The organism is Symbiopectobacterium sp., assembly GCF_051710365.1.
Taxonomy (GTDB): Bacteria; Pseudomonadota; Gammaproteobacteria; order Enterobacterales; family Enterobacteriaceae; genus Symbiopectobacterium.
This window is the reverse complement of sequence record NZ_JBPETA010000401.1, coordinates 1-716: the sequence shown is the minus strand read 5'-3', so window position 1 is coordinate 716 and position 716 is coordinate 1. Positions and strand designations below refer to the sequence as shown.

Annotated in this window: 1 protein-coding gene; it reads right to left on the bottom strand. The window is 51.1% G+C overall.

What is annotated here, in order from left to right:
- Positions 1-199: 199 nt before the first annotated feature.
- Complete coding sequence (locus tag ACTBDZ_RS18300) at positions 200-583, bottom strand: hypothetical protein (protein WP_438816331.1); 384 nt, start codon at positions 581-583, stop codon at positions 200-202.
- Positions 584-716 lie beyond the last annotated feature (133 nt).

The window sequence follows — 716 nt, the reverse complement described above, 5'->3', positions numbered from 1 at the left end:
AACGGTTGGTAACAAGGGCTCAATGATTGCCCATGCTTCATCAGAAAGATCGTAGCGAGCCATAATCCAAAGTGTCGTAGAAACAGATGGATACTATAGCTCAAGCAATTAAGGGACACAGCCTAATTGTGGCACGACAGACGCTACCACTAAAAAGATCACCACGACTGTCGCGGGCACCGGTAACCAACCGGCAGCGTTAGCGATGCGTTGCACGATCAAAAAGCGCGATTGGATGTGTTGTAATAAACCAGCGCCGATAAGCGGCATCAGGATCAGCCAGATAAAGCGGTAGCAACAGCAGTTGCATCGCCAACAGCAGCGGGGTGCAGGCAAGCAAACGGGCGGCGTCACCGCGTCCGAGGTGGCAGAAGGTCACAACGTAATCGATACAGGGCGCTAACAGCACCAGCAGAATGCCAAATTGCACCAGGGGAACATCCGGCAGCAACGGGCGGGTAAGCAACAGTAATAGCGGGACCCCGATGAAATTGGCAGCCAGCAGCGCGCCAATAAAACGCAGATTGTGCAATCCATCAAGCAAGGTCACCAGAGGCACCTGCATAAAGGTCACGAACAGCATGATGGCTAACGTGTATTAGTCGCGACTTGATCTGACACTGGACCTTGCAAGGTTGAGAGTTACCGGTTTTGATATGGGTGTCCAATCCTTATACAAAACACGAGGTAACTCTCATGATTCATACTAACAATCC

What these genes read in the sequence shown, in the direction of transcription:
- ACTBDZ_RS18300 (WP_438816331.1), bottom strand. Translation starts at nt 583, where the DNA reads ATGCTGTTCGTGACCTTTATGCAGGTGCCTCTGGTGACCTTGCTTGAT.